Origin of the sequence: Methylomonas rivi, from assembly GCF_024505165.1 — a bacterium.
GTDB lineage: Bacteria > Pseudomonadota > Gammaproteobacteria > Methylococcales > Methylomonadaceae > Methylomonas > Methylomonas rivi.
Genome location: NZ_JANIBK010000017.1, coordinates 30,364 through 49,739, shown reverse-complemented (window position 1 = coordinate 49,739; position 19,376 = coordinate 30,364). Strand labels below are relative to the sequence as shown.

General features: G+C 53.1%; 18 protein-coding genes. 5 read left to right on the top strand and 13 right to left on the bottom strand.

Annotated features, from left to right (window positions below):
- Positions 1 to 40 precede the first annotated feature (40 nt).
- Complete coding sequence (locus tag NP596_RS05265) at positions 41 to 1,765, bottom strand: multicopper oxidase domain-containing protein (RefSeq protein WP_256614224.1); 1,725 nt, start codon at positions 1,763 to 1,765, stop codon at positions 41 to 43.
- 356 nt (positions 1,766 to 2,121) lie between these two features.
- On the opposite strand from NP596_RS05265, the gene NP596_RS05260 reads away from it, so the two are divergent.
- Together NP596_RS05260 and NP596_RS05255 are read left to right on the top strand one after the other, a co-directional pair.
- The gene (locus tag NP596_RS05260; protein ID WP_443192239.1) at positions 2,122 to 3,708 is read left to right on the top strand and encodes a glycoside hydrolase family 17 protein; all 1,587 of its coding nucleotides are present in this window, start codon (positions 2,122 to 2,124) and stop codon (positions 3,706 to 3,708) included.
- 210 nt (positions 3,709 to 3,918) lie between these two features.
- Complete coding sequence (locus tag NP596_RS05255) at positions 3,919 to 4,605, top strand: hypothetical protein (protein WP_256614222.1); 687 nt, start codon at positions 3,919 to 3,921, stop codon at positions 4,603 to 4,605.
- Between the two features lie 11 nt (positions 4,606 to 4,616).
- On the opposite strand, the gene NP596_RS05250 is transcribed toward NP596_RS05255, so the two are convergent.
- From NP596_RS05250 to NP596_RS05225, 6 genes are all read right to left on the bottom strand, one after another.
- A complete protein-coding gene (locus NP596_RS05250; RefSeq protein WP_256614221.1) occupies positions 4,617 to 5,936 on the bottom strand; it encodes a GGDEF domain-containing protein in 1,320 nt (439 codons plus the stop codon).
- A gap of 11 nt (positions 5,937 to 5,947) precedes the next feature.
- Positions 5,948 to 7,477, bottom strand: a complete 1,530-nt coding sequence (locus NP596_RS05245) for a diguanylate cyclase (protein WP_256614219.1) — start codon at positions 7,475 to 7,477, stop codon at positions 5,948 to 5,950.
- A gap of 110 nt (positions 7,478 to 7,587) precedes the next feature.
- Positions 7,588 to 8,193, bottom strand: a complete 606-nt coding sequence (locus tag NP596_RS05240) for a thiol:disulfide interchange protein DsbA/DsbL (RefSeq protein ID WP_256614218.1) — start codon at positions 8,191 to 8,193, stop codon at positions 7,588 to 7,590.
- On the bottom strand, positions 8,193 to 8,462 hold the full coding sequence (ccsA, locus tag NP596_RS05235; protein WP_256614217.1) for a cytochrome c biogenesis protein CcsA: 270 nt from the start codon (positions 8,460 to 8,462) through the stop codon (positions 8,193 to 8,195). The genes NP596_RS05240 and ccsA overlap by 1 nt, the downstream gene beginning before the upstream one ends.
- A 153-nt stretch (positions 8,463 to 8,615) precedes the next feature.
- On the bottom strand, positions 8,616 to 8,948 hold the full coding sequence (locus NP596_RS05230; RefSeq protein WP_256614216.1) for a cytochrome c biogenesis protein ResB: 333 nt from the start codon (positions 8,946 to 8,948) through the stop codon (positions 8,616 to 8,618).
- 90 nt (positions 8,949 to 9,038) lie between these two features.
- Positions 9,039 to 9,719, bottom strand: a complete 681-nt coding sequence (locus NP596_RS05225) for a c-type cytochrome (RefSeq protein WP_256614215.1) — start codon at positions 9,717 to 9,719, stop codon at positions 9,039 to 9,041.
- A gap of 110 nt (positions 9,720 to 9,829) precedes the next feature.
- Here NP596_RS05225 and yihA point away from each other — a divergent pair, with 110 nt between their 5' ends.
- Complete coding sequence (gene yihA / locus NP596_RS05220; RefSeq protein ID WP_256614214.1) at positions 9,830 to 10,447, top strand: ribosome biogenesis GTP-binding protein YihA/YsxC; 618 nt, start codon at positions 9,830 to 9,832, stop codon at positions 10,445 to 10,447.
- Here the strand turns inward: yihA and NP596_RS05215 are convergent.
- From NP596_RS05215 to NP596_RS05190, 6 genes are all read right to left on the bottom strand, one after another.
- On the bottom strand, positions 10,444 to 11,328 hold the full coding sequence (locus NP596_RS05215; protein WP_256614211.1) for an MBL fold metallo-hydrolase: 885 nt from the start codon (positions 11,326 to 11,328) through the stop codon (positions 10,444 to 10,446). The two genes, yihA and NP596_RS05215, sit on opposite strands and share 4 nt — an antisense overlap.
- A gap of 12 nt (positions 11,329 to 11,340) precedes the next feature.
- Entirely contained in the window at positions 11,341 to 12,183 is an 843-nt protein-coding gene (locus tag NP596_RS05210; RefSeq protein WP_256614210.1) for an HDOD domain-containing protein, read from the bottom strand.
- A gap of 15 nt (positions 12,184 to 12,198) precedes the next feature.
- Positions 12,199 to 14,940, bottom strand: a complete 2,742-nt coding sequence (gene polA / locus NP596_RS05205) for a DNA polymerase I (protein ID WP_256614209.1) — start codon at positions 14,938 to 14,940, stop codon at positions 12,199 to 12,201.
- A gap of 158 nt (positions 14,941 to 15,098) precedes the next feature.
- Entirely contained in the window at positions 15,099 to 15,542 is a 444-nt protein-coding gene (locus NP596_RS05200) for a hypothetical protein (RefSeq protein ID WP_256614208.1), read from the bottom strand.
- A 229-nt stretch (positions 15,543 to 15,771) separates the two neighbouring features.
- Positions 15,772 to 16,467 (bottom strand): DUF4145 domain-containing protein, encoded by a 696-nt coding sequence (locus NP596_RS05195; protein WP_256614207.1) that lies wholly within the window; start codon positions 16,465 to 16,467, stop codon positions 15,772 to 15,774.
- 133 nt (positions 16,468 to 16,600) lie between these two features.
- Positions 16,601 to 17,188, bottom strand: coding sequence for a Tll0287-like domain-containing protein (locus NP596_RS05190; protein ID WP_256614206.1), 588 nt, complete (start codon positions 17,186 to 17,188; stop codon positions 16,601 to 16,603).
- Positions 17,189 to 17,894: 706 nt separating this feature from the next.
- Between NP596_RS05190 and NP596_RS05185 the strand changes: the two genes are divergently transcribed.
- Together NP596_RS05185 and hemF are read left to right on the top strand one after the other, a co-directional pair.
- Positions 17,895 to 18,152, top strand: a complete 258-nt coding sequence (locus tag NP596_RS05185; protein ID WP_256614205.1) for a hypothetical protein — start codon at positions 17,895 to 17,897, stop codon at positions 18,150 to 18,152.
- A gap of 233 nt (positions 18,153 to 18,385) precedes the next feature.
- Positions 18,386 to 19,300, top strand: coding sequence for an oxygen-dependent coproporphyrinogen oxidase (gene hemF / locus NP596_RS05180; protein WP_256614204.1), 915 nt, complete (start codon positions 18,386 to 18,388; stop codon positions 19,298 to 19,300).
- Positions 19,301 to 19,376 lie beyond the last annotated feature (76 nt).

The window sequence follows — 19,376 nt, the reverse complement described above, 5'->3', positions numbered from 1 at the left end:
AAGGTTGGCGCGGTTTTTTAATGGTGCCGGCGGTGCCGGTCTATTTGCCGAATTTAGCCATGATGTCTTTGCGTTTGATATACAGCGTATAGCCCAGTAGGCCTAGCGCAAAGCCGTACAGCAGTTGGCCGATAAACGACGGCTTGTCCGCCGCCGCACTGACTTGACCTTGGCTGGTCGGGCTGGCGGAGGGCGGCGGTACGACAAAAGCCTTTTCCTTGGCCGTTCTAATTTCCGGCAAGCCCAAGCTTTTCCATTTATCGTAATCCTGCCAGGCGGCATACTTGCCTTGCCAGAATTCCTTGGTGAAATAAGGCAGCAAGCTCATGCCGTGCACTTCGGGAATACCTTTCGCATCCAAAAAGTTTTTGTATACCACAAGGCTGATATCGCCGCCTTCGCCAATGCCGTCGGTGGTGAACGACTTTTCGACGTGGTCATGGAACATCCATACGCCCTGGCCGAAGCTGTTCAAGCCGTCGTCGACGCCGCTCAATTCCAAGTCCAAGCGCTGGGCAGGTACCATGCCGTGCACATCGCGCTTGATATAGCTGGCCGGGCCGTTGTCGACACCGTCGTAATGGGTCGCCATGGGTTTGTGGCCGTGAATGTGCATGGCAAAGGCTTCTTCATGACCGTTAAGTATGCGTATTTTGGCTTTTTTGTTTTCTTCCATGACGATCAGCGATTCCCTCAGCGTGTAAGGGAAAGAGCGGCCGTTCAGCATGAAATAGTCCGGCGTGGAATCGGTGATGTCGTATTCCAGATTCAGGCGTTTGCCGATCAAGCGCGGATCGTTGGCCGAGCGGGCCATTTCATGCAGCTCCTTGTCCGCGGACTGGTAGTGCATATCGTATTCGTAAGCGTATTTTTCCTTGACGGCCACCGATGGGTGTCTGACCTGACCGGCGCCGACGTTGAAAACCTGCACCCAGTTGTTCGGACGGTTTTCCTCGACCACGAAAATCCCTTGCAGACCCATGGGAATATGGGTGTGCGGCTGTACGTGACAGTGGTAATACTGCGTGCCGGGCTGGCGCGGTTTGATGACGTAGGTTTTACTGCTGCCGGGCATGACATCCATTTGGCCGGTTTGGCCCACGCCGTCGTTACCTTCGCCGCCGTGGTCCATGTACGGGTGGTCGACGCCGTGTAAATGGATGGAGTGCGGTAAATAGTGGCTGTTTTCCAATACTAGCCAAATAATATCGCCCTGCTCGACCCGTATCACCGGGGAGGGCGTGCGTAGCAAGGGATTGGCGATCGGTTCATACAGGCTTAACGTAGACATGTCGCGGGTTTTGGGTGCATAGACCCAAAAAGTAGGCTGGATGCCGGGCGCAATGTCGAAGGTCGTGGTGGGCAACTGCGAATCGGGCGAGTGCCCGTTTAATTCGGCGATTTCCAGTTTGATGATGTAATGATCGGGGTCGCCGTCCCCATCCATGTCGTTGCTGACGGTAATGGCATCGGCGGCCAGCTGAGTTTGCATCAGCGTTTCCATGGAGATGTTGTTGGTGCCTTTGACGAATGCCGCAATATCGGCGGGATTATCAGGGTTGCACATCCTTGATTCCTGAATCTCCACGCCATCAATGACTTGAGCATCGCGCCATTTCGGATCCGTAAAATCGGAACATACCTCTTCCGCGGTACCTATTGCGACATTGCTGGAAGCAGGCAATTTGTCGGCTACGGCCGTGGCCAAGGGTGGCATAGGCAGCAGCATGGCCCCACACAGAATGGGAAGAACTTTTTTATGCATAGAAAGCCTCATAAAAATTGACACGAGTCTATTGGATAACGAATTACGGTTCCAATATCAGGAAAGCCCGATACTGTAACCAGAACCCATAGGTAAAGTACAGAAATTATTTCGAAAAATGTCTTTCATTACTACGGCCGAGGCCGGCTGAAACACGTCCATTCCGGAAACTCGTTATAATCTTGCTTGCGGGTTTTTTTCACCTTAAACGATCGCCAACCAAACGTCGGTTTACAATTATGCCTTCAGCTCGATTATTGCTTTGTGCCTTATTGGTGCTTTTAGTTCACGCTAGTTTCGCCTGGTTTCTTAACCGGCCCGAGGATGCTGGCGTCGATGTGCCTTCCGGCAAGTTGATGAGCTTATCGTTTGCGCCTTTTCGGGAGGGTTATAGCCCTTTGGAAGAAGTTTTTCCGCCGCGGGAACACGTGGAGGAGGATTTACGCCTATTGGCGGACAAGACGCATAGCATCCGTACCTATTCCAGTTTGGGCGGCGGCATGGAAAATGTGCCGGAATTGGCGCGCAAGCATGGGCTGGGGGTAATCCAGGGTTGCTGGTTGGGTTATGGTTACATGGATAATAAAAAAGAAATGGAGGCCTTGATCAAATCCGCCAACGCCAACCCCGATGTGGTCAAGCGGGTGATTGTCGGCAATGAGGTGTTGTTGCGCGGCGATATGGATGTCGACCGCCTGATCGGCTATATCCGCGAAGTCAAACGGGCCGTTAAACAACCGGTTTCCTACGCCGATGTTTGGTCGATGTATATGAAGCACCCGCAGTTGATCAAGGAAGTGGACTTCATCACCATCCATATTTTGCCGTATTGGGAAGACGAGCCTATTTCGGTGGAGCATGCTTCGGAACATCTGGAAAAAATCGTCAAACAGGTGGAAGACGAAGCCCGCGGCATTGCGCCGGGTAAGCCGATCTTGATTGGCGAATCCGGCTGGCCCAGCGCGGGTAGGCAGCGCGGTTTGGCTATTCCCGGTGTCGTCAACGAAGCCAAATTTATCCGGGGCATGATACAAGTCGCCACCCGGCACGGCTTCGATTACAACATCGTGGAGGCGTTTAACCAGCCTTGGAAAAGCAATTTAGAAGGCGTGGTCGGTGCCAATTGGGGCTTGTTTTCGGCCGATAGAAAGCCGGTTTTCCCCCTGACCGGCCCGGTATACGAAAATCCGGATTGGGCCATCCATTGGGCGGCGGCAACAGCAATATGGTGGTTGATAATCGCGGTTTGCGCTAAGAAAATCCGGCCCCTAGCGTGGACGCGATTGCTGGTTTTTTTAGCGTTTACCCAGTTGTTTAGCGTTTGTTTGGTGACGTTGGCGCATTTTCTCTGGTACACCAGTTACAGCGGAATGCAGCGCGGCTATACCGTTTTTATGACTGTTGCAAACGTGGCGCTGGCCGCGCTGTTGGTTCAACGTTACCTGGATATTCTGCATGATAAACCGGGTAATGAGGTATTGGCGGGCAGGCTCAGGAACGGCTATTTGTTCTTTATATTGCTGGCGCTTTATAAAACCTATGGTTTGGCCGTTGCAGGGCGTTATCTGAGTTTTCCGGTCGAGCAATTCGCGCTTCCCGCCATCGGCATTTTGGGGCTTTTGTTTTGCCGATACCTTATTAGCGGCAAAATCAATAGCCATGGATTAAGTTTCGATTATTTATGCGGCTGGAGTATACAAGGGCGGCGCGACCGTCTGATTGCCTACGGCTTAAGTTTTGCGGCGATGGCCATGGTATTGGGGGAAACCATGGCCTTTATGGATGGCAGGGATTTTATTCAAGCCCATCCCGGGCTATCGGAAGGTTTACCGTTTGCCTTGGGATACGCTCTTTATAATCGGCAACTGCTTATGTGGCTGGCGTGTTTAGTGGTTTTAACGCTGCCTTTTTGGTCGAATAACGGCAATAGAGCCAAGGCTTAAGTTAATGCGGGGGCGGGTTGGACGTTAGCCCGCGCGCCTTTTGCGCTGCCGACGGTTTTGTGCGCGGCAATTTGTCACATTTTCAAAGTCCCACTTGTTTATTAAACTGTGTGCAACTCTTGTATGCGCTCCCTCTCCTAAGGGAAAGAGTTTTAATATCCTTCCTCAAATGCGGCTCAATGCCGCATCTTTTTTTGGACGAGGTCGATTATGGAAAGAAACTATCAAGTCGCCGCCGCCGTTTTCGTACATCCGGACGAGCTGCATTGCCGAACGGCCTTTCACGAAGCCGGTCACGCCGCCGCTATTCATCTCCGCAACCGACAAAAACAGCTGCCGCCTGTATTCTTCGAAATTCAAGTCAAGAGACCCCATGCCGGCGAATCCGGATTTTTCGCCAAAGTAGTCGATGGCAACCTGATTCAAAATCTACCGATTGCCGTAATCGAAAGTTTTTCTTCCATGACCGGTACCGGCCAGCACAGTTGCCAACGCGCATACGAAGCCGACGTGGTCAACTTGCTGGTGGGGCCTCTCGCCGAAGCCAAACATGTCGCTATCCGCGATGGCGAAATTTTTAATCTGGAACTGATGAATTTGGAAGCGCTGCGGCATTATGGCGGGCATAGCGATTTGGAGAGAGCGCAATATTATTTGGAGTATTTCATCACCTCCAAGCCGCATCGCGAAAAAAAATTGGCGGAATTGCTCGCACAGGCCTACCGCTTCATCGACCATCCGCGGCATTGGGCCTGCATTCGGAGTTTGGCGAACTTTATTCTGGATAGCCGGCAGGAAATCATCAGCTGCGACGAGGCGATCGCTATTTTCGATGCATGCCTATCGGCCCAGCAACATGAGCGTTGGAGCAATACGCCGGCATTTTCGGGCCGTTGAGTTTCGATCCTTTAAGCCGGCGGGAGATTAGGGTCGTTTCGATAAACCACGCAACGGTTGCGGCCGGCCTGCTTGGCTTGATATAAGGCTTGGTCCGCGCGCACAAACACTTCGTCATGCTGGTCGCCGGAGCCAAACTCGCTGATACCGCAGCTGATGGTTAAATTAATCATTTCGCCGTTATAATTAAACCCGCATTTTTCTATCAAGGCCCTGACTTTTTCCGCCATGGCGAACGCCTGGACGGCCTGGGTATTCGGCATCAGCATGACGAATTCCTCGCCGCCGTAGCGGGCGACGAAGTCTGTCGAACGGCAATTATTCAGCAGCAACTGGCCGACCAGGATCAGGGTTTTGTCTCCGGCCTTGTGGCCGTAGTTATCGTTGACGGGCTTGAAATAATCGATATCCCAAATCAATAACGACAAGGGGGCGTGATAGCGCTTCCAGCGGTTCGCTTCCATTTCCACCCGGTCCATATATGCCAACCGGTTCGGCAGCCCCGTCAGGGTATCGCACAGCGCCCGGTCGTGTTCGATTTTAAGCTTGGTGCGCAGGGCTTCCGTTTCCGTTTCCAGCGCTTGCAGCTTTTCCGTCATCAAGGCAATTTGTTGTTGTGCCTGCAGCTGCCTTTCGCCTTCCTGTTGTTTGTGCTCCATCAATTGCATCATTAAACGGTCGAGATGCTCGCCGGTAATGGTTTTTAATGCCGCTAATTCCTCGGCTTGGCGGGTGTCGTCTTTGATGTCGCCGAGTTGCTGGTTAATTTCTACATCGAGGTATTGGCGTTGATCGAAAGACAGTTGATTGGAATACCCGACCATTTCCACGTGTTGCTCGAGTTCGCCTAATTGGGTGGATAACTGGGTTAAAAACCCCCCGATATCCTTTTGTTCCGATACGGCGTAGTCCTTGATATCGACCAGCAAGGCCACCGCCGAATCGATGACTTTATTGAATGACTGGTCGTCCGCGTTGGTTTTGACGCGTTGCCTTAGCGCGGCTTTCTGTTGTTGAAAGCGAAGGGGCACATCGCTATCGGCCAGCAGCTCGTCCAGGCGCTGCAATAAATAATTATTTTGCCGGCTTTCGCCCGTGTCCTTTTTGTCGGCCTCGGGCTGTTTGGAAATGTGTAGCAAGGTTTTGGAAATCGCCTGTAATTCGGGCGTCAACTCGTTCAAGTTGGCGCCGGATTTCAGGCGCTTGCCGATCTGCAGCAAATGCGGTTCCAATAATTTATGGCTGCCCTGACAAAAAATTAAAAACTGTATTACCAGCTTATAAAGCAGTTTTTCTTGGTCGGGATGCGGGGGGGGGGGCAGGGCGCTCATCGCATGTCAGCTTATATGGCTATACATCGATTGCGGCCATTCTGTTTGGCTTGATACAAGGCACCGTCCGCCCGAATAAATAGCGACTCATTGTCATCTCCCTTGTTATATTGAGCAATTCCGCAAGACAGCGTAATGGATAGCCTGTCTCCGTTGGCGTGGAAGCTGCTCTTTTCGATGTTTTCCCGCAATTTATCCGCCATTTTCAAAGCCGACGGTAGCGTGGTTTCCGGCAGCAGCATAACGAATTCCTCGCCGCCGAAACGCGCCACGAAATCGGCTTCCCGGCAATGCTTGGACAGCAACTTGGCAATCACCTGCAAGGCTTTGTCGCCGGATTTATGACCGTAAGTATCGTTGATGTTTTTAAAAAAATCGATGTCCCATACCGCCAAAATCAGCGTGGTGCCATAACGGTGGGAGCGGGCGATCTCATCGGTCAGCCGCTCCTCGAAAGCCAGCCGGTTGGGCAAATTGGTTAACGGATCGCGCGTTGCTCTGCTTTGAGCCGCTTCCAGCCGGGATTGCAGTTCCGTTGTTTCCGTTTCCATTTCTCTGATTTTCTGCAGCAGATTTCTTAATTCTTTTTGGGTTTTCTCTCGTTCGAATTGTTCCTGCAAGGCATACGATTGCAGTTGCTGATTAATACCGTGTAAACGGATGCTGACCAGTTGTTTCAAGGGCTCCAACTGCGTGGCGGTTGCGGATTTTTTCTGTAAATCGGCCATTTGCGCCGCGACATCTTGTTCCCGGTTGTTGCGTTTTTTCTCCGCATCTTCGGCGGCGATATTCACGCCCGCGGCGATTAAACCCAATTCGGCCAATTCTTCGGTTAAAGACGACAGAAAATCCGCCATTTCCTGTTGCTCAAGCTGCAGATGTTTTTTAATCGCGAGCAGCAGGTTAACGGCGTCTTCAAATACCGGGCCGAGCGGTTGGCCGCTTTGCAAGCGGAGCCTTAGGTTGTTGCCCTCGTCGAGAAACTCCAGGGGCAAATCGGCGTTTTCCAACAATCCAAGCAGCTGTTGGCTAATCGCTTTTGTGTCCGCCAATGCCAGCTCGTTGGCAAAATCGTCTGCTTCCGGCGGAGTATTATCGCCCTCCAGAATTTCGGCCAAGGCTATGAATAAGCGTTGCGGATTAATAAATTCGCGCGCGTCATAACTCTGGCGAATTTTCCGCAGCTCGGCTAAACGGCCGGGAAAATGGGCGGCCAAAAAGTCGAATAACAGCGAGGCATCGACTTGGCTGCTGCTCGAATGGTCCTCCATCGCCATTAGGGCATTGGAAAACACTTCGAGCTCGGTGCGTAATGGTTGGGTTTTTATGCCGGCTTTTAATAAATCGCGGATACGATCCAAATGCGGATCAAGCGTCTTGTTGAAACCCTTGGCGGCCAGCGCGAAGCGGATAATCGTTTTGCACAGCAAGTCTTGGTTGGTTTTATATTCTTTCTCAAGTTTTTCCTGACTGTCCAGCAAGTCGAAGTATTTTTCCTTCCACTTGACCGGCAAATCATCCTTAGTTTTGAAAAAGCTCATGAAGACTTATTACCTCGGAATAAACGGCAATCGATGTGTGATTATAGTCTACCGATAACGAATTGCCGGCAACAAAAGTGGCCGGCAAAGACGCAATAAAACCGGCGGATTTATTTGGCTTGCGATTCCTGTTGAATCAGCTGACTGGTAACGGCAATCATATTTTCCTGGGATTTGGCGGTGGTTGCCGTTACTCTGTACTTGCCGTTGACGATGATGGCCGGTACGCCGCTGATGCCGTAGCGGGCCGCCATGGTTTCAGCTTGGCGCATTTTGGCGTCGACCATAAACGAGTTGTAGGCGGCGCGGAAATCCTCATCCTTTACCCCGTGAGCAGCAAAGAACTTGCCCAGTTCGTCTTCCGAGGTCAGTTTTTGTTTTTTGTTTTGAATGGCGTCGAAAAAATCGGCATGGACTTTTTCGCCCACACCCAAGGCTTCGGCGGTAAAAAAGGCCTTGGCGTGCTTGCCCCACAAATCGCTGAAAACGGCCGGCTGGCGGATAAACTCGACATTGGCGGGCTTGGTTTTCAGCCAAGCCGCCAAGGAAGGCTCCAGACTGTAGCAATGCGGGCAGCCATACCAGAAAAACTCGATGACTTCGATTTTGTCCGGATTTTGTACCGGCTGCGCGGGCGATACGGCTTCGTAGCCGCCTTCCGCGCGGGCTAAACCGGTCAAGCAAAACAGCGCCAGGAATGCAATTTTTTTCAACATCAAAGTTCTCCGTAAGAATGTAAACCAGATAAAAACATGTTCACGCCCAGAAACGCAAACAGGGTGACAAAAAAGCGATTATCGCCCACCGGGCCATGGGTTTGCCGCTCCAGCCCTTGGTCGGCCGCATGTGCAGCCAGGCGGCGTAATTCAACCAGGACGATCAGCGCCCAGGTTTCCTTAGGGTCCCAGGACCAATAGCCGCCCCAGGCCTCCGCCGCCCATAACGCACCGAGTATGGTTGCCAGAGTGAAAAAAGCAAATCCCAAGGCGATGCTTTATGCATCAAGCCGTCCAACAAAGCGAGTTCCGGCAGTCTGACGGATAATGCCCCCGCCGGATTGGCGGCCCCGATTCGGCATTTTAATACATATACCAAGCCTATCATGGCCGCCAGGGAAAATGCTCCGTAACCGACGAAATTAGCCGATACGTGGATTTTCATCCAATAACTGTTCAAGGCCGGTATTAAGGGTTGAATGCCGACCGCCGCGCAGATAGAACAATCGTCCGTGGGGTTGCAAGGTCGGATATTCGTCGGCCTGGCGGAGCTTGTATTGGAAGCTGGGGCCGAGATTGACGAATTTTTTCTCGCCACCGGGATCGGGATTGACATTGAACGGCCCGAATTTCAAAACATAATCGGGATAAGGCTGATTTTGTTGCACCACCGTGCCTATCGCCGCGGCTACGGCAATCGCCAGGTTCATCGAACCTGAAAAGCGCGGCAGAATAGGAAAGGTCGATTGCGGCATGAACTAAGGACTTTCTTACAATCCCCGTCCCAGACGGGGATTTATTGAGTTCCGGCGGCCGAATCCGCCGGAGCGGCTAACCGTGGCCGGTTATTTCATGGTCGAGATGTAGTAGGCCACGGCTTTGATGTCTTCATCGGTCATTTTTTTGGCGATCATATGCATCATGTTTTCGCGGTTATTGCTGCGGGCGCCGTTTTTAAAGTCGGTCAGCGTTTTGATCAAATAGTCGGCATGTTGAGAATGCAAGGCCGGGTACGCGGCCGGTTTATTGCCTTCCGCATACGGGCCGTGGCAAGCCACGCAAGCCGAGACTTCGCGGCCGATGTTGCCGTTGCGGTATAAATCGCTGCCCTGCTCGATCAAGTTAGCCAGCTCGGCTTGCTTTTCCTCATCGGTTTTGGCCGCTTTATCATCGTCTTCATCGCCGGCCGGTAAAACAGGGGCGGGGTTGGTGGAGATTTTTTGCGAAGCGTAATAAGCGGCAATCTCTTCCATGCTCTTCTCGTCAAGCCCCATCGCCAGCGGGGCCATCATCGGCGAAATACGCTCGCCGCCCTTGAAAGCCTTTAATTGCTTGACCAGATAACCCTGGTGTTGGCCGGCAAGTTTTGGAAAGCCCGGCATCATGCTGTTGCCGTCTTCGCCATGACAACCCGCGCAAGACGCGGCTTTTTCTTTACCCGCGCCGGCATTACCTTGCGCATAAACAAAACCGGTGCTGGTGGCAAGCGCCAAGGCAATGGAAACAGTCAGCAGTTTTTTTATCATTATTGGCCCCTGTTCAGGAAGGTTAATCGACGACAAGCAGCCTTAAATATACTGCCGGACGCTATAATGCCCGGATTCTAACCGATTTATAACCCTTAAGCGAGACAGCGATGAATCCAATCTACCATCAGGCCAAATTCATCAACAGCGCGCCCCGCTTGCAGGATGCGCCTCCCGATCAAGGCATGGAGATCGCTTTTGCCGGGCGTTCCAACGCCGGCAAGTCCAGCGCCATCAACACCTTGGTACAGCAAACCGCATTGGCCAGAGTCAGTAAAACCCCCGGCCGCACCCAGCTGCTGAATTTTTTCGAAATAGACGCACAACGCAAGCTGGTCGATTTGCCCGGCTACGGCTACGCCAAGGTGCCGGTGGCGGTTAAGCGCGATTGGCAAAAAATGATGGAAAACTACCTGAAAAACCGCCAAGCCCTCTGCGGCATAGTGTTGGTAATGGACATCCGCCACCCCATGACCGAATTCGACTGGCAAATGGTGGAATGGTGCGAGCATACCGGTCAACCTTTGCATATTTTGCTGACCAAGGCGGACAAGTTAAAATTCGGCGCCGCCAAAAACACCCTGCTGGCCGTGCAGCGGGAATTGGGCCGGAGCAGCATTACCGTGACCTTGCAGTTGTTTTCCGCCTTGAATAAAACCGGTGTCGAGGATATTCACCAACTGCTGGACGAATGGTTCGGGTTCAATACGGCTGAAAAACCGGCTTAGCGCAATACATGCTCGACGCCTTCCCGAGCCAGCGCAATCTCAAAATCCGTCGGGCCGGCCTTGGCCAGGACATCCCGAAAAATCGCTTCCAATTCCCGGTCGCTACGGGTAGGTTCATGGTGGGTCAAAAACAGTTTTTTCGCCTGTACCTGCCGGGCCAGTTGTAAGGCGGCGCCATAGGTGCCATGGCCCCAGCCGGCTTTTTTAACGTATTCGGCATCGGTGTAGGACGAATCCACTATCAGCGCGTCCACGCCCCGCATGGCGGCATGCACTTCGCGCAATCTGGCTTCGATAAATTGCTGGTTGGAAACGTAGTCCGGATCGTCGGCGGAATAGAGGTTGCAAGGGGCTTCGTAATCGCCGGTAAAAAACAGCGAACCGCCGTCGCTATCGTCCAGCCGGTACCCTAGATTCAATACCGGGTGGTTCAATACCGTCGGCGTGATTTTGGTGCTGCCGATTTGTAAGGCTTCGCCGGGCCTGAGAGTGTGGTAATGCACCTCGGCTTTCAACTGCGATTCGATGATAGGAAAGTAGCTGTATTGCAGCTGGACGGTTAAAGCCCTTTCGATACCCTGCTGCGTGACCGGGTCCATGCCGCCGTAAAGGTGGATTTGATTTTGCGCGGACAACAAGGGCAGGAAAAACGGCAGGCCCTGAATATGGTCCCAATGGGTATGGGTAATCAAAATGTGCGCGACGACGGGCGCCTGCCCCAGGGTTTGCGCCAAGGCGAAAATGCCGGTGCCGGCATCCAGAATCAACAGATCGTTACTGGCGTTTTTGACTTCGATGCAGGTGGTGTTGCCGCCGTATTCGACAGTGTTGGGGCCGGGGGTGGGAATGGAGCCTCTGACGCCCCAAAATTTGAATTTCATCGCCCGCCCCGCCTAATCGATAAAAGCCAAGGCTTCGTTTTTGATCGGAGACAGGTCGCCCAGGTCGGCGATCAAACCCTCCAAATTCATGCCGAAAACGCGCGCCGTGCCGGGCGGCAATTCATCGACTACCGGGTTGCCGGCAAAACCGAACTGCAATTTTTTGCTGATTTGATTGGCGGCGAACAGGCAGTCGCCCAACTGCGTATGCCGATGTTCGCTGTGGTGGTGGTCGATGGCTTCGATCAATTCATCGGCCAGACCCCAATGCTGCGCCAGCAGCTTGCCGGCCCGGCTATGGTCCGTACCCAAAAGATCGAGCTCTGCCTGAAACAGGTTTATTTCCTGTGCGCGAGCGGCATGCAAAACCTGTTTATAGGTGGCGGGTATAAATTCCGCGAACACGATCTTACCGAAGTCGTGCAATAAGCCGGCCACGAAATAATCGCTGCTTTGCATAGACGAAACGTTCAGGCGTTCGGCCAACAGTTTGCAGAGGGCGGCGCTGGTCAAAGAATGCAACAGGAAGGCGTGCGTATCGAAGCCGGCTTGGTTTTGGCTGGGTAATACGCCGATGGCGGCCACCGACAAGGCCAGGTTCTTAATGGTGTTGATACCCAGGTGCACCACCGCGCGCTGCACGGAGCTGATTTTTTGCGCCAGGCCATAGAACGGCGAATTGATCACTTTCAGAATTTTCACCGTCATCAACGGGTCGGTTTCGATCACCTGGACGATTTCCCGGCTATCGGCATCCAGATCGGCCGCCAACACCAGCAAACGCTGTACGCTACCGCGGAAGGCAGGCATTTTGTCGACAAATGCCAATAACTGCTCTTCATCCAGGCTGGTCAAAACGTTAATCCCCCGTTAATGCGCTTGGTCCCAATTCTCGCCGCAACCCACTTCCACCAGCAGCGGCACCTGTAAATCGGCCGCGGCCGACATGATGCCGCGAATCTCGGCCATGCAGCCGGCCAATTGCGCTTCGGCTACTTCAAACACCAACTCGTCATGCACCTGCATGATCATTTTTACATCGGCCTTGCTGTCGCGTATCCAGGCATCGCAGGCAATCATGGCCCGCTTGATGATGTCGGCGGCGGTGCCCTGCATCGGCGCGTTGATGGCGGTGCGCTCGGCATATTGGCGTTGCGCGGCGTTGCGGGCGTTGATGTCCGGCAAATACAGGCGGCGGCCGAAAAGGGTCTCTACATAGCCCAGTTGCTTTGCTTGTTCGCGGATGTTGTCCATGTACAGTTTCACCCCGGGATAGCGGCTAAAGTATAGATCAATATAGGCTTGCGCCTGGTTGCGGGACAATCCCAGCTGTTGCGCCAGGCCGAAAGCCGACATGCCGTAAATCAAGCCGAAGTTAATGGCCTTGGCGGAGCGACGTAAATCGTGAGTGACTTGATCCAGATCGACTTCGAAAACTTCCGCCGCCGTGGCGCTGTGCACGTCCACGCCCTGCGAAAATGCCGCCAGCAAGCCGGCGTCGCCGGACAAGTGCGCCATGATGCGCAGCTCGATTTGCGAATAGTCGGCGGCGACGATTTTGTAGCCCGTAGGGGCGATAAAGGCCTGGCGTATTTTGCGGCCTTCTTCGCTGCGGATCGGAATGTTCTGCAAATTGGGGTCGGACGACGACAAGCGCCCGGTGGCGGCCACGGCTTGGTGGTAAGAGGTATGCACCCGCCCGGTCCTGCGGTTGATCTGCTGCGGCAATTTTTCGGTATAGGTGGATTTCAGCTTGCTCATGCCGCGAAATTCCAGAATCAGCCGGGGCAAGGCATAATCCACGGCCAGTTCTTGCAATACCGATTCGTCGGTGGACGGCTGGCCTTTCGGGGTTTTTTTCAGCACCGGCAGGTTCAGGCGGTCGTACAAAATTTCCTGAATTTGTTTCGGCGAACCCAGATTAAACGCCGAGCCGGCCAGATCGTGGGCCTGTTGTTCGATACCTATCATGCGATTGGCCAGCTCCAGGCTTTGCTGATCCAGCATGGCACTGTCGATCAGTACGCCGTTTTCCTCGATACGCACCAGCACGTCTATCAGCGGAATTTCGATGTCTTTGTATAAATCCCATAAACGCGGCAGCTGTTGCAATTGCGCCGACAGAGTTTGGTGCAAACGTAGCGTGATGTCGGCGTCTTCCGCCGCATACTGTCCGGCCTGTTCGATCGGCACTTCCTGAAAGCCGATCTGCTTGGCGCCCTTGCCGGCCACGTCCTCGAAATGAATGGTGTCCACGCCCAGATAATGCTTGGCCAGATCGTCCATGTTGTGTTTGCTGGCGGTGCTGTTCAATACATAGGATTCCAGCATGGTGTCGTGTTGGACGCCGCGCAGGCTGATGCCGTGGTTGGCCAGCACGTGGGCGTCGTATTTCAGGTTTTGACCCAATTTGGGTTTTGCCGGGTCTTCCAATAGTGGCCGCAGCGCCTCGAGTACGGTTTGTCTGTCCAATTGAACGGGAACCTCGGGATAATCATGCGCCAACGGCACATAGGCCGCCTGCCCCGCTTCCACCGCGAACGAGATCCCGACGATTTCGGCATCGCTGTAATTCAGGCTGGTGGTTTCGGTGTCGAAGGCAAACAGTTCGGCCTGCCGGAGTTTATCCAGCCAAGCATCGAAATCGGCTTGGGTGAGGACGGTTCGATAATCGCGGCTTGCCGCGGAAGCCGGCGGCTTCTCCGTTGAGGAGGCCGATTGAGCTTCGTCCATTGTAGCGGGCGTTGAGCCATTGCCGTTCAAAGTCTTCAACCAGCTGCCGAAGCCCAAATGCCCCAGCTGTTGCTTCAACGCGGCGATGTCCGGCTCCCGGCGTTTCAAATCGTCCAGGCTGTAGTGCAAGGCTGTGTCGCATTTAATGGTGGTCAATTGCCGCGACAGCGGAAGTTGCGACAAAGCCTCGCGCAAATTGTCGCCGATCTTGCCTTTGATGTCGTCGGCATGCGCAATCAAGTTGTCCAGTGTGTCGTATTGCTGCAGCCATTTGGCGGCGGTTTTCGGGCCGACCTTGGGCACACCGGGAATGTTATCCACCGTATCGCCCATCAAGGCCAGATAGTCGATAATTTGCTCGGGTTTGACGCCGAATTTTTCCACCACACCGGCAATATCCATGCGGGTGTTGGTCATGGAGTTTTCCAGCGTGATTTGTTCGGTGACCAGTTGCGCCATGTCCTTGTCGCCGGTGGAAATCACCACATGGAAGCCTTGCCGGGCGGCATTTTGCGCCAGACTGCCCAGTACATCGTCGGCTTCCACGCCGTGTTCGATGATTAGCGGCAGACCTAGCGCCCGAATCAAGTCGTGCAAAGGTTGAATCTGCACCCGTAAATCGTCCGGCATCGGCGGCCGGTGCGCCTTGTATTGATCGTATAAGTCGTGCCGAAAGGTTTTGCCCGGCGCGTCGAATACCACCGTGACGTAGGGCGTGTCGTAATCGTTGATCAATTTGCGCAGCATGTTGGAGACGCCGTAAACGGCATTGGTCGGCAGGCCCTGGGCATTGCTCAACGGCGGCACGGCATGAAAGGCGCGGAATAAAAACGACGAGCCGTCGACCAGAATCAGAGTGTTGGCGGAATGTGCGGACATGCGGGTTGCGGCGTAAGGTTCAAACCGGCAACGATACAGTCCGAGCAGGGCGGCTGCAAGCGGAGATTGGTTTACCGTGATTATGAGGGAAGTCGGGTAAGCCAGGAGCCGTTGCCGACCGTTCCTTACAAGGCGCGGTCGGCTCCGACTTACGGGGCTTATGGTTTTTTACTGTGGAGATATTTCGCCCCCTTGGCGAATTGCTCTTTTTCATTGTCCGTGAGGCGTTCCCAATGCTTTTGGCAGGTGAAGTTTGCTATCGCAAGGCTCAACTTGTACTTGGTACTTGCCTTCGATGCCCTGTCCAACAGGGTAATCTTGCTGCGGGACGGATGACGAAAGTTGATGCTGGGCGCTTGCTCCAGCATGGCATTATTCACATTCTCGATAGTATAGTCTTTGGCGGACCGCACCTCTTCCCGGCCAACGTTAGGGCTATTGCTTTCACCGAACGTTCCGTCAAACCAGTTTTGGGTAATATGTCCGAAGGTTATCATCCCATCCGCTTCAACCCGTTTGAAATACACGGTGGGTTTATCGTCAATGTCTCCCGTGTAGCCGATTATGTTTTCCGGAACGTAAAAGTCTGCTTCGTATGCCATCTTTTCTCTCCTATTTGTTTGTCAGCTATCGCTTAAGAATCATTGAGCGCTGGTTAAGAACTTCCTCGGTCTGTTGCCCGGCTCGCAATGTGATGATATCGGAAAAATCACAGCTGTCACCTGGATTTTTAGGCGCGCGGACGGTAGGTCAGGGTGCGCGGAGCGTTCCCTGACAAAGTCGGAGTTCATGGCTTCGAATGTCACGTAACCGCTGTCGCGGCAACGTGACCTACTGGACTGAATTAGCCTTATTATGAGTTTTCATCATTATTTCAGCTTTACGCTCAAGATCTATTTTCGCTTCATACATATGAATCATAAGAGATTCTAAAAGATCGATTGCTGAGCTTAAACTCTGTTTATCGCAAGCTTTTAGTCTATGAGCTGCATCATCTCCGACAAATTTTATTCCCTTAAGACCGTCAATAATGCTAATTGGGATATTGGAAACCTCTTTAAGCTTGTCTATCTTTTTAGCTAATCCCCAAGTATCTTGATCATTAATCCCCTCAAGCACACAAATTCCCTCGAGTAATGCCCGTACTCCCATAGCTGTAACAATTCCAAGCCCTTGTTCAAAAGCAGATATTATTTCTTTGTACGTTTCATTTAGTTTTTTATCCACATGATGAAATTTTTTGATTTCTCTTTCACCTAGATTCTTTCTTTTGGGGTGGTAATTGTAGGAATAAATGTTGTCTCCATTTTGATCGCACATTCCAGCAGAAGTCCATTTCTCCTCTAAAGTAGCAGTATCACAACCTCTACAGACTATAAATCGATATTCTGTTTCCTCGTAGTATCCAAGGAACTTCTGTCCATGATCTTCATACTCTTCGTAATATGACTGATCATGAGTTAATTTAATATCGTGATTGGTCTCGCCTTTGCAGGTGTTGCAATATATTTTCGTTCGATCAGTCATTTCGCTCCCCATGACTCATAACAAGTTATTAAATAGCCCGCGTAGCTCCAATTAGCGATAGCGTAATCGGAGGAATGTTAATTTCAAAATGTGCGATTACGAAAGCTAATCGCACCTACATTTTTATGACAGCTTATTCGCCCGCGTCCCCCAGCCTGCGCTTGATGGTGATGGCGCCGCGAATATCGCCGGCCCGATAACCGGTGGCTTGGTCGTCCGGATATTCCCGGGCCAGCATTGCCTTGACTTCGGTGGCCATGTCGTCCGGCTGGCCGTGGCATTGCAGGCACATGGGCTGGGTCGGTATGGGTTTTAGGTAGCGAAACCAGCGGCCGTCGGCGTCTTCGGTTAGCTCGCTGACTTCCGCCGGCGCGCTGCCTTGCGCCTGTTGCTGGTCGAATTTTTCCAGTATGGCGCGCTCCCAGGCATCGGGAGTACCCAGCGTCTTGTTGCGGGTTTTCAGCGATACCCGGCCGACCAGAAAACCGTCCTGGGAATACTCCGCCGCCAGGGCCGGCGCGACATGTTTGCAAACACCGATCGCGCCGGCCGGACCGGCGGTTGCCAATTGCTGTTTCAAGGTGCCGCCCAGGCGCTGCACGAAGCCCTGCGCAATCCGGCGGCTTTCTTGCAGATCGTGCGGATTATCGGCGTCGACGGCCAATACCGGCGCCGCCATGATCAATAAGGGTAATAAGCGATAGCTAAATTTCGAATTCATAACGATCTCCGGGCGCTTTAAGTTTAAATACAACGTTAATCGGACCGGCAAATCCCAGTCCGCCGACAAGAGCGGATATTACCGTAGAGCTGGCTGTGCAGGGCTCTTTTGCCGATCAGCGGCTTGGCCGCAACCACATTCAATCCTGTTTTACCCTTAACCGGCAGCATCTATCAATCCAATTTGGATTTCATTTCGTCTATTGCACGGAATAGCAATAGCCCTGTCGAAACGCTTTCCGGTAGCGCGGTTTCCCTGTTAGGTGTCGGCGAAAGCAATGATTATGCCGGCGCATCCGCGAAAATCTTGGCGGCGGAGCTGGACAATCTTCACGCGTTCCTCAACCTTACATTCCCGCAGAAAATAGGCGATTCGTTTCTGTTAACCGCGCCGGTTAGCGGCAGTGTAACTCCCGAACCGGATGCTCGGAATAACGATGCCGATGCGGCCGCATTCGGGTTGATGGCCGGGAGTCTCGCGCTTTTAATACACCCATCAGCCGTAAAGGAGCGGATTGACCGCTTGCCGGTTGCCGGAGAACGACGGCCCGGTAAGCGTAAAGAATTTGCATCGAAATTAAGGCTGTGATAGAAATTTTTTCGCGGAGGGATAAAACCATTCGCATCAGACGTTTGGACATCAGCGAGAAAGCGTTCGAACGTTACCTCTAAAGATACATAACAACTATAAAACCGAGGAGACTGGAATGAAAAAAAATCTATTGGCACTCACCATACTGGCTTTGGTCGGCTTGCTGCCGTCCCTGGCGGTCGCCGGCGCCGCGGATACTTGCAAAGGTTGCCACAACGGTTCGGTCGCACCGGCCGTCGACGCGCTAAAAACCAAGTTTAAAACCGCCGATGCCTTGGTGGCGGGCGCTAAAAGCTCTACCAATCCGATGATGAAATCCATTCAGGCCGATGAAGCCAAATTAAAAGCCGCCGCCGCGGAAATCGTCAAATAAGGCGGAGTCGTTCAACGCAAACAAGCATAAAACGGCCTGCTGCTTAGGGCATATCCAATAGCGTTTTATGTTTTAGCCCAAATGCATGCATTTGGGCATCCGGCTTGCCATGGTATTGCAGAGGCATGGGCCGGACCGGTATAGCATTCCGAATGCGTATTGATTTGCGCAAACCCCGCAAAAGCTGTTAGTTTCGCCTGCTTCGACGATTACCGACAGTAGCCAGCCTTATCATGACCGAAAACGACATCTCCCAAGTCAAAAATTATTTGCTGAATCTGCAGGATCAAATTTGCGCCGCGTTGGAAACGGCAGAACCCAGCGCGCGTTTCGTTGAGGATGCCTGGCGGCGCGAAGAAGGCGGCGGCGGGCGCACGCGGGTGTTGACGGATGGCGAAGTGTTCGAGCAGGGCGGCGTGAATTTTTCCCATGTTTACGGCTTTAGTTTGCCGCCGTCGGCGACCGCAAAGCGCCCGGAACTGGCCAATCGCCAATACGAAGCCATGGGCGTGTCGCTGGTGATGCACCCCCGCAACCCTTATGTGCCCACTTCGCATGCCAATGTGCGGTTTTTCATCGCCAAAAAGGAAGGCGAACCCACCATCTGGTGGTTCGGCGGCGGTTTCGATTTAACGCCGTTTTATCCGTTCCGGGAAGACGTCGTGCACTGGCACCAGACCGCCCGCGAAGCGTGCCAGCCTTTCGGCGCGGACGTCTATGCCCGCTATAAAAAATGGTGCGACGAGTACTTTTTCCTGAAACACCGGGGCGAAACCCGCGGCGTCGGCGGGCTGTTTTTCGACGACTTGAACGAGCCGGATTTCACTACCGCATTCGGTTTCATGCAAAGCGTCGGCAACCACTATATTCCGGCGTATTTGCCCATCGTGCAAAAGCGTAAAACTACCGCCTATGGGGAAAGGGAGCGCAATTTTCAGCTTTATCGGCGCGGCCGCTATGTCGAATTCAATCTGGTTTACGACCGGGGCACTCTATTCGGTCTGCAGTCGGGCGGCAGAACCGAATCGATTTTGATGTCCATGCCGCCGGCCGCCCGCTGGCGGTATAATTGGCAACCGGAACCCGGCAGTCCGGAAGCCGAACTTTACGACAGCTATTTGCAACCGCAAAACTGGTTGAACATCTGATGGCGTAGCAGGGGCCGGCGCGGCCCAGCATTAGCCGGCACGAAGGCCAGGGACAAGGCCGGCATAATAATTATTA

Excerpts from the sequence above, each read along its gene's own strand:
- NP596_RS05265 (WP_256614224.1), bottom strand. The coding sequence starts at position 1,765 with ATGCATAAAAAAGTTCTTCCCATTCTGTGTGGGGCCATGCTGCTGCCT.
- NP596_RS05260 (WP_443192239.1), top strand. The coding sequence starts at position 2,122 with ATGAGCTTATCGTTTGCGCCTTTTCGGGAGGGTTATAGCCCTTTGGAA.
- NP596_RS05255 (WP_256614222.1), top strand. The coding sequence starts at position 3,919 with ATGGAAAGAAACTATCAAGTCGCCGCCGCCGTTTTCGTACATCCGGAC.
- NP596_RS05250 (WP_256614221.1), bottom strand. The coding sequence starts at position 5,936 with ATGAGCGCCCTGCCCCCCCCCCCGCATCCCGACCAAGAAAAACTGCTT.
- NP596_RS05245 (WP_256614219.1), bottom strand. The coding sequence starts at position 7,477 with ATGAGCTTTTTCAAAACTAAGGATGATTTGCCGGTCAAGTGGAAGGAA.
- NP596_RS05240 (WP_256614218.1), bottom strand. The coding sequence starts at position 8,193 with ATGTTGAAAAAAATTGCATTCCTGGCGCTGTTTTGCTTGACCGGTTTA.
- NP596_RS05230 (WP_256614216.1), bottom strand. The coding sequence starts at position 8,948 with ATGCCGCAATCGACCTTTCCTATTCTGCCGCGCTTTTCAGGTTCGATG.
- NP596_RS05225 (WP_256614215.1), bottom strand. The coding sequence starts at position 9,719 with ATGATAAAAAAACTGCTGACTGTTTCCATTGCCTTGGCGCTTGCCACC.
- yihA (WP_256614214.1), top strand. The coding sequence starts at position 9,830 with ATGAATCCAATCTACCATCAGGCCAAATTCATCAACAGCGCGCCCCGC.
- NP596_RS05215 (WP_256614211.1), bottom strand. The coding sequence starts at position 11,328 with ATGAAATTCAAATTTTGGGGCGTCAGAGGCTCCATTCCCACCCCCGGC.
- polA (WP_256614209.1), bottom strand. The coding sequence starts at position 14,940 with ATGTCCGCACATTCCGCCAACACTCTGATTCTGGTCGACGGCTCGTCG.
- NP596_RS05200 (WP_256614208.1), bottom strand. The coding sequence starts at position 15,542 with ATGGCATACGAAGCAGACTTTTACGTTCCGGAAAACATAATCGGCTAC.
- NP596_RS05195 (WP_256614207.1), bottom strand. The coding sequence starts at position 16,467 with ATGACTGATCGAACGAAAATATATTGCAACACCTGCAAAGGCGAGACC.
- NP596_RS05190 (WP_256614206.1), bottom strand. The coding sequence starts at position 17,188 with ATGAATTCGAAATTTAGCTATCGCTTATTACCCTTATTGATCATGGCG.
- NP596_RS05185 (WP_256614205.1), top strand. The coding sequence starts at position 17,895 with ATGAAAAAAAATCTATTGGCACTCACCATACTGGCTTTGGTCGGCTTG.
- hemF (WP_256614204.1), top strand. The coding sequence starts at position 18,386 with ATGACCGAAAACGACATCTCCCAAGTCAAAAATTATTTGCTGAATCTG.